Here is a 6,288-nt window from a genome sequence, read left to right as displayed (position 1 = left end):
GTTCCAGCACCGCCCATTGCGCGTCCGTCAGATCTCCACGTGCCACAAACCAAGATCATCCCATGTTCAAGATCCACTTTTGACACACGCCCTAGAGGCAGGTGTGTCGGTATCCGTTCTGGACGTCGAGTACACGATCGACCTGTCCACCGACTTTCCTGCCCCCATGGCCGCCGATGAGGTGGTTCAAATGCTCGACCGTCTCATCCAGGAGTCTGCGTGACCGGGCCCAGGTGGTTCTCCCAACCCTATCCTCCGGAAGGCGCGAGCGCCGCCGAAGGTATTCGCAACCAGTTGGGGCGTCCAGAACTGGACCTGCTCACCATCCTCGTGCGCGAATCCGCTCAGAACAGCTGGGATGCCCGCCTTCGCCAGTCCGACGTTCCCGTTGACTATCGCATCGACATGTGGACCGTCGGCCCTGCCCACGCCGGGGCGTGGAGGGAGCTGCTGCTTTCCGGCGCTCCCGCCCCGAGTGGCGACAATTTTCCACTGCGGGAGACGCTCCGACGTGGCCCGATCCGTGTACTGGCCGTGTCCGACCGCGGCACCCGAGGGCTCGGGGGGCCGACCCGTGCAGACGATGCCGTGGGCCCCGACCGGGACTTCGTCTCCTTCATCCGCAACATCGGCGAACCTCGCGACACCGCTCTGGGTGGCGGCACCTACGGCTTCGGCAAGGGCATCTTCTATCTGCTGTCCAAGCCCGGAACGGTGCTGGTCCATTCCCGCTGCCGTACTCCGCACGGAGGGTACGAGACCCGTCTCATCGGTTGCACCCTGTGGAAGAGCTACGTGGCTCCGGCGGACCGGGGTGAACGTCGCTACACCGGTAGACACTGGTGGGGGGACACTTCGGGCAGCGTCGTCGAGCCGCTTGTCGGAGAGGTGGCCGAGACCACCGCGCAGCGCCTCGGCCTCAAGGCTTTCGGAGCGCAGGAGACCGGTACGACGGTTGTCGTCCTTGATCCCAATCTCGACGAACTCGAAGGACCGCAAGCCGCTGACTACTTGTGTGACACCATTGCCTGGCATCTCTGGCCCAAGATGATCAGCACCGCTGACAGACCAGCCGCCATGCGCTTCTCCGTCACGTGTGACGGTGTTCCACATGCGGTGCCCGATCCTCGGAGTACCCGCCCGCTGAACATGTTCGTCGCGGCGTACGAAGAGATGGAAGGACCGGGCCGGACCGACCTCGAATGTCACAAGCCCAAGCGCTATTTGGGACGACTTGGCCTGGTCAAACGCATCATGCCGCCGCTCGAGCCCACACCGGCCTCACGCATGATGGACATAGAGAACCTGATCCACCATGTCTGCCTTATGCGCCCCGCCGAGCTCGTAGTCACATATCATCCGGGACCGAAGCCGCCCAGCGTGAACCAGGGCTACGCCGGTGTCTTTCGCGCCGACGATGCGATGGACGACATCTATGCCAAGGCGGAGCCTCCCACACACGATGCCTGGAACCCGCACTCCCTCGAAAGGCCGGAAAGCACCTTCGTGCAGACGACCTTCCGGCGCATCAACGAAGCACTGGAACGGTTGTTGTCCCTCAGCGGCGTAGCACGTCCGGGTGCCAGCAACATGGCGCTCGGCGCGGCCAGTTCGATGTTCTCCGGCCTGGTCGGTGGTGCCTGGGGTATCGGTGGAGCCACGGCCTACTCCAAGCCCGGCAGCACCACGATGCGCGGCGCCGGCTCGGACGCCGACGAGACGAAGCGTGCGGCATCCGGCCGTCAGATACGGACGGCCGCAGGGCTCGCTTCCGGTCTCGGGTCCCACGCCACGAACGAATCGCTCTCCGGGGGCCCGGAACCCGCCAAGGGGGGGTCCGTCATCCGCCGGCCGCGGGTGCAGTACGTCGGCGAACCCTATTACGACGATCGTGGGGACAGCTCGGTGCTGATTCAGGAGTTCCGACTTCCCGTGCCGGGGCCCCAGCGCGTGCGCATTGACCTTGCGGTCACTCTCCCGGGGACCGGCGGGCGCGAGACGGATCCGCCCATCGGTGCGAGTATGCCCGAGCTGGTCGGTTGGGAAGACGACACGGGCCGCTTGTACACCTCGGATTCTCACGTGCTTGATGGCGGCGATTCCATCTGGCGCGCAGTCGTGCGGCCGGCGCCGGACACCATGACTGAGATCGGTATCAAGGTCGAGGCGGTGAAGAGCCCGTGACTCGACGTGTCCTTCCCTATCGCGTTCCGTCGGAGAGCGCCGTCAATGCCGAGCCGTGGCAACTCGTCGTCGAAGACGGTGAGGTGGACCTGCCGGAGGCATTGCCTGACTGGGACTATCACACGGATCTGCGCGTGCGGAGGCACGTCCGCATCGATGTGGACCAGGCGCGCAGGCAGTCCGGCCTGCCCGAAGACGCCTCTCTTCTCATCTCGGTCGTGTGGACTGCCACCGGTTCAAATCTGAGCGGCCCGGCCCAGCACGTGCGTTTGACGGGCGCAGGCACCGTCACCACTGAATTCGACGTGCTTCTGCGTGGTTCCGATCTCGGTGGTCTGCTGCTCCTGGATACGGCTCTCGTACTGGCCGATCGGAGGAATGACGCCCGGCCCTCGTCGCCACGGCGAGCGGGTTCCGTGCTCTGGAGCGACCGATCGGAACTGCGTCTTCAGGGTGACGCGCCCCAGTTCCCCATGGCCGTCATCGACTTCGCACGCACGTCGTTCCCGGACGACGCAGCATGGCATCTGCAGATCAGTGGCGGCATGGAGCACGCCACCATGGGGGCTCTGCTCTTGCTGGTCAATGAGCGCAACGCGGTCACGGCCGCAGCCTTCCAAAATGCCGCCAAGCCTCGCCCCGTTGATCGAGTCGTGCTCTCCGCTGTATACGCGGATGCGGCCAGAACCATGATCGAGCACGCCCTCGCCGATGAGGACTTTGGAGACGATACCGACTTCCCGGACGGCTCACTGGGTGCCACGCTGCTCAGCCTGTTCGACCAACTCTTCCCAGGGCAGTCGATCGCTGACGTACGCCTGCGCCAACGGCAGTCGACGGCCTTGTTCGCCTCAGACCTGCAAGCTGCCGTAAGAATCTTCGAGGTGTCGTGATGAGCTTCCTATACCCTCGGCTCCTCGCCGCGCAGGCGAGACCACTCTTCGACGAGTACAGGGAGCTCACTGTCGGGGAACTGTCCCGCCGTGTGGCGGTCGCACACGACTCAGCCGTCTATGTGGCAACGGGCGGTGACCGCGTCCCTCCCTCTCAGCTCCGGGGGTTGAGGGAGGGCGTTCTCGACCTGGCGAAGCAGGCAGGCTTCCCGGACGACTCCGACCGAAGCCGTAATGCTGATTTCGATCTGCAGTTGGCTGCGCTGCTCCACGCCGAGATGGGAATGGTGCCCGCTGAAGCTGCTTCCCGGGACGTTTGGGCCTTTCTCGCGCTGGTCCTCCTCCCGGACGTCGCATTCTGGCGTTATCCTCAGCCGCCCAAGGATCGCGTTCTCGGTACCGACCTCACACGACACGTATTCGGCAGGCTTTGGTGGCGCGCTCAGCTCGTGCGCTCCACCGACGATCCGGAACCGTACGCCGCGCTCAAGATCCTCGGTGAGGCCGCGTTCGACCAGATCTACGCCCGACGTGCTGCGCTCGGTGGAAGCCCCCATCTCGTCCGCGCGATCCTCCGCGTTTGGAAGGACCTCGATCTCAGGGGCCTGAACGAACGCGACACACTCCGTGATTTCCTCAAACGACTGCTTCGGCTGGCGCCATTCGTCTTGTTCGACAGCATCGAAGAACATGCACTCGATGATGAGCTGCGCGCAGTCGCCCGAGAGTCTGTCGAAGCGCAACGTCCCGACTCCCCAACGGCCACGGGCCTGCCCGCCGCATGCGCGAAGAACCTTGTCCCAAGCGATGCCCGGGGAGCCTCCTCTTCTGTGGTTCCGGTTCGGGACGAACAACCGATCTTCGAGTCCGTCCTCGGGACTCGGGCCGGCACTGGGCGGTTCAGCTTCCTGGAGATCTGCGCTGGTGCAGGTGCGCAGGCACTTGGGCTCGAACATGCCGGCTTCGACCCGGTGATGCTCATAGATTCCAAGGCCGACGCCTGCTTCACCATCGGCCTGAATCGCCCTGAATGGGACATCATCTGCATGGATGTCCTTCAATTCCATCCCGGCCTGCGTCCGGACGTCATGGGAGTCGATCTTGTCAGCGGTGGGTTGCCACGTGTGAAGTCTCTGGCGACCGTCGGCCGGACCGAGGACACCGAGGAACGGCGGGTGCTGCGCGCAGCAATTTCTCTGGCATGTGCGATCAAGCCGAAGGCCGTACTCTTCGAAAACGTTCCCGACCTCGTCGAGGGCGCTGAATTCGACGTCGACCGAGCTTGGATTGAGACGGAGCTGCTCAAGGCGGGCCTACGTTCGAGCTGGAAGGTGCTCAACGCCGCGGACTTCAGTGTCCCGCAGAACCGCAAGAGCGGCTTCCTGATAGCCCTCCGGGACCCTTACTTCGCTCGCTTCACCTGGCCGGAGCCGAACGGAGCGCCGGCGCCGACCGTGGGCCAAGTCCTCGGCCCATCCATGTCCGCCCGAGGCTGGCCGGGAGCAGGGCACTGGATCCGGAAGGCGAATCGCGTCGCCCCCGCGCTGGTCGGAGGATCCGACCGACGAGGAGGCGCCGACCTCGGCCCCACCGGCAGCAAAAAGGCGTGGGCTGCGCTGGGTGTGAACGGCAACAGCCTCGGTGACGAACCGCCTGGACCGGACTTCCCAATCGACGATGAGCCCAAGCTCACAGTCGAACAAACTGCGATGGTTCAGTCGATCCCTGGCGACTGGAAGCTCCACGGCGGCAAGACGTCCCGGTATCGTCAGGTGGGGCACGCGATGCCGCCACCCCTCGCGACCGCTGTCGGTCTCGCCATCGCGACTGCACTCCGAGGCTAAAATCGCCCCATGGTCACGCCCCGTCCCGTAGCTCACGATCCCATCACAGTCGTCGACCTGTTCAGCGGCTGTGGTGGGTTCACTCAGGGATTTCACGAGTTTCGCCCTGCAGGAGGAGGCGCGGACGGACCGGTCTTCCACAGCATCGCGGCCGTCGAGCACAATGCCGCCGCGGCTGCCACGTACGCCGTGAACTTCGGAAGCCTCCGACCCGACGAGCAGATCCCCGCTGCTCGCGTCCACGTCGGCGACATCGAGGAGTGGGAGCCGACACCGGAAGCTCTCCACGCAGATGTTGTGGTCGGAGGACCGCCATGCCAAGGATTTTCGGCGTTGAACCGCAACAAAAAGGGCAGTGAGCGCAATCGCCTCTGGGAGGAGTACGTCAGGGTCGTTGCAGAGATCCGCCCCAAGGTATTCGTCATCGAGAACGTCGATCGCTTCCTGAAGTCGGACGAGTTTCGCAATTTGCTCAACGAGGTTGAGGCGGGTGGCAAACTTTCCGAATATCGACTGGTGGATCCGCCCGGTCACGTACCCTCCGACACCGGTGAAGAGAAGATCAAGCGATACCTGCTCAACTCGGCCGATTACGGTGCAGCACAGGCGCGCCGGCGTGCCATTGTCATCGGCGTTCGCCGGGACCTCGGCAATGGTCGAACTCTGACGTACCCGCCCAGAACGCACCACCGGCGACCAAAGCACCTGCACACCACCACTGCCCAGCAGTTCGACGGGTTGGATGCAGGAGTGTCGTACTGGCAGGCAGTGGACGACATTTTCGCCGAGTCGGCGACACACGACCTACGGGGAACCGAACTCCCAGACGGAAAAGAGTTCATTCCTGAGGTGAATTCCGTACAACCGGGAATCTTCACGACTCCTGATCTGCACTTCGGCCGGAACCCGGAGGCACTCTCCAGAGCCCGATATCGCGCCATCCCGCCGGGCGGGAACCGGAAGGACCTGCGCGACAAGTGGTACACAGTGGATGATTTCAACGAGATCCATGTCTTCGACACACCCAATCCCTCGGGCGTGAGAACACCCGTCGAATACCTTTCGACCAAAAGCTGGGACAACCACAACACTGGAACTGGCGACGTCATGGGCCGACTCCGCTACGGCGAACCTTCGGTAACCATTCGTACGGAGTTCTTCAAGCCGGAAAAGGGGCGTTATCTGCATCCCGAGCTGCCTCGTCCCATCACTCACTATGAAGCCGCCCGAATCCAGGGATTCCCGCTGAGCTTCCGCTGGTGCGGCTCGAAGACCGAAATTGCCACGCAGATCGGAAATGCTGTCCCGGTCCCTCTCGGCAAGGCGATCGCTGCGTCAATATACGCATATCTTCGCGACTGAAAGTC

General features: G+C 63.8%; 4 protein-coding genes and 1 pseudogene. All 5 read left to right on the top strand.

The genetic code is table 11. The features are described from left to right. A pseudogene (locus ACZ7HQ_RS32965) lies at window positions 1-223 on the top strand (hypothetical protein); the annotation flags it as partial. After that, window positions 220-2,184, top strand: coding sequence for a hypothetical protein (locus tag ACZ7HQ_RS32960; RefSeq protein WP_470997953.1), 1,965 nt, complete (start codon window positions 220-222; stop codon window positions 2,182-2,184). The pseudogene ACZ7HQ_RS32965 and the gene ACZ7HQ_RS32960, both read left to right, overlap by 4 nt. After that, the gene (locus tag ACZ7HQ_RS32955; RefSeq protein WP_470997950.1) at window positions 2,181-3,077 is read left to right on the top strand and encodes a hypothetical protein; all 897 of its coding nucleotides are present in this window, start codon (window positions 2,181-2,183) and stop codon (window positions 3,075-3,077) included. The genes ACZ7HQ_RS32960 and ACZ7HQ_RS32955 overlap by 4 nt, the downstream gene beginning before the upstream one ends. Then, complete coding sequence (locus ACZ7HQ_RS32950) at window positions 3,077-4,921, top strand: DUF6339 family protein (protein ID WP_470997947.1); 1,845 nt, start codon at window positions 3,077-3,079, stop codon at window positions 4,919-4,921. The genes ACZ7HQ_RS32955 and ACZ7HQ_RS32950 overlap by 1 nt, the downstream gene beginning before the upstream one ends. Before the next feature lie 9 nt (window positions 4,922-4,930). After that, window positions 4,931-6,283 (top strand): DNA cytosine methyltransferase, encoded by a 1,353-nt coding sequence (locus ACZ7HQ_RS32945; RefSeq protein WP_470997944.1) that lies wholly within the window; start codon window positions 4,931-4,933, stop codon window positions 6,281-6,283. The last annotated feature ends 5 nt before the right edge of the window (window positions 6,284-6,288 follow it).

It is taken from the genome of Streptomyces sp. NPDC037290 (assembly GCF_055603245.1).
Note: the sequence above shows the minus strand (reverse complement) of the source record. Positions and strands in the feature narration are given on the sequence as shown.

Excerpts from the sequence above, each read along its gene's own strand:
- ACZ7HQ_RS32950 (WP_470997947.1), top strand. The coding sequence starts at position 3,077 with ATGAGCTTCCTATACCCTCGGCTCCTCGCCGCGCAGGCGAGACCACTC.
- ACZ7HQ_RS32945 (WP_470997944.1), top strand. The coding sequence starts at position 4,931 with ATGGTCACGCCCCGTCCCGTAGCTCACGATCCCATCACAGTCGTCGAC.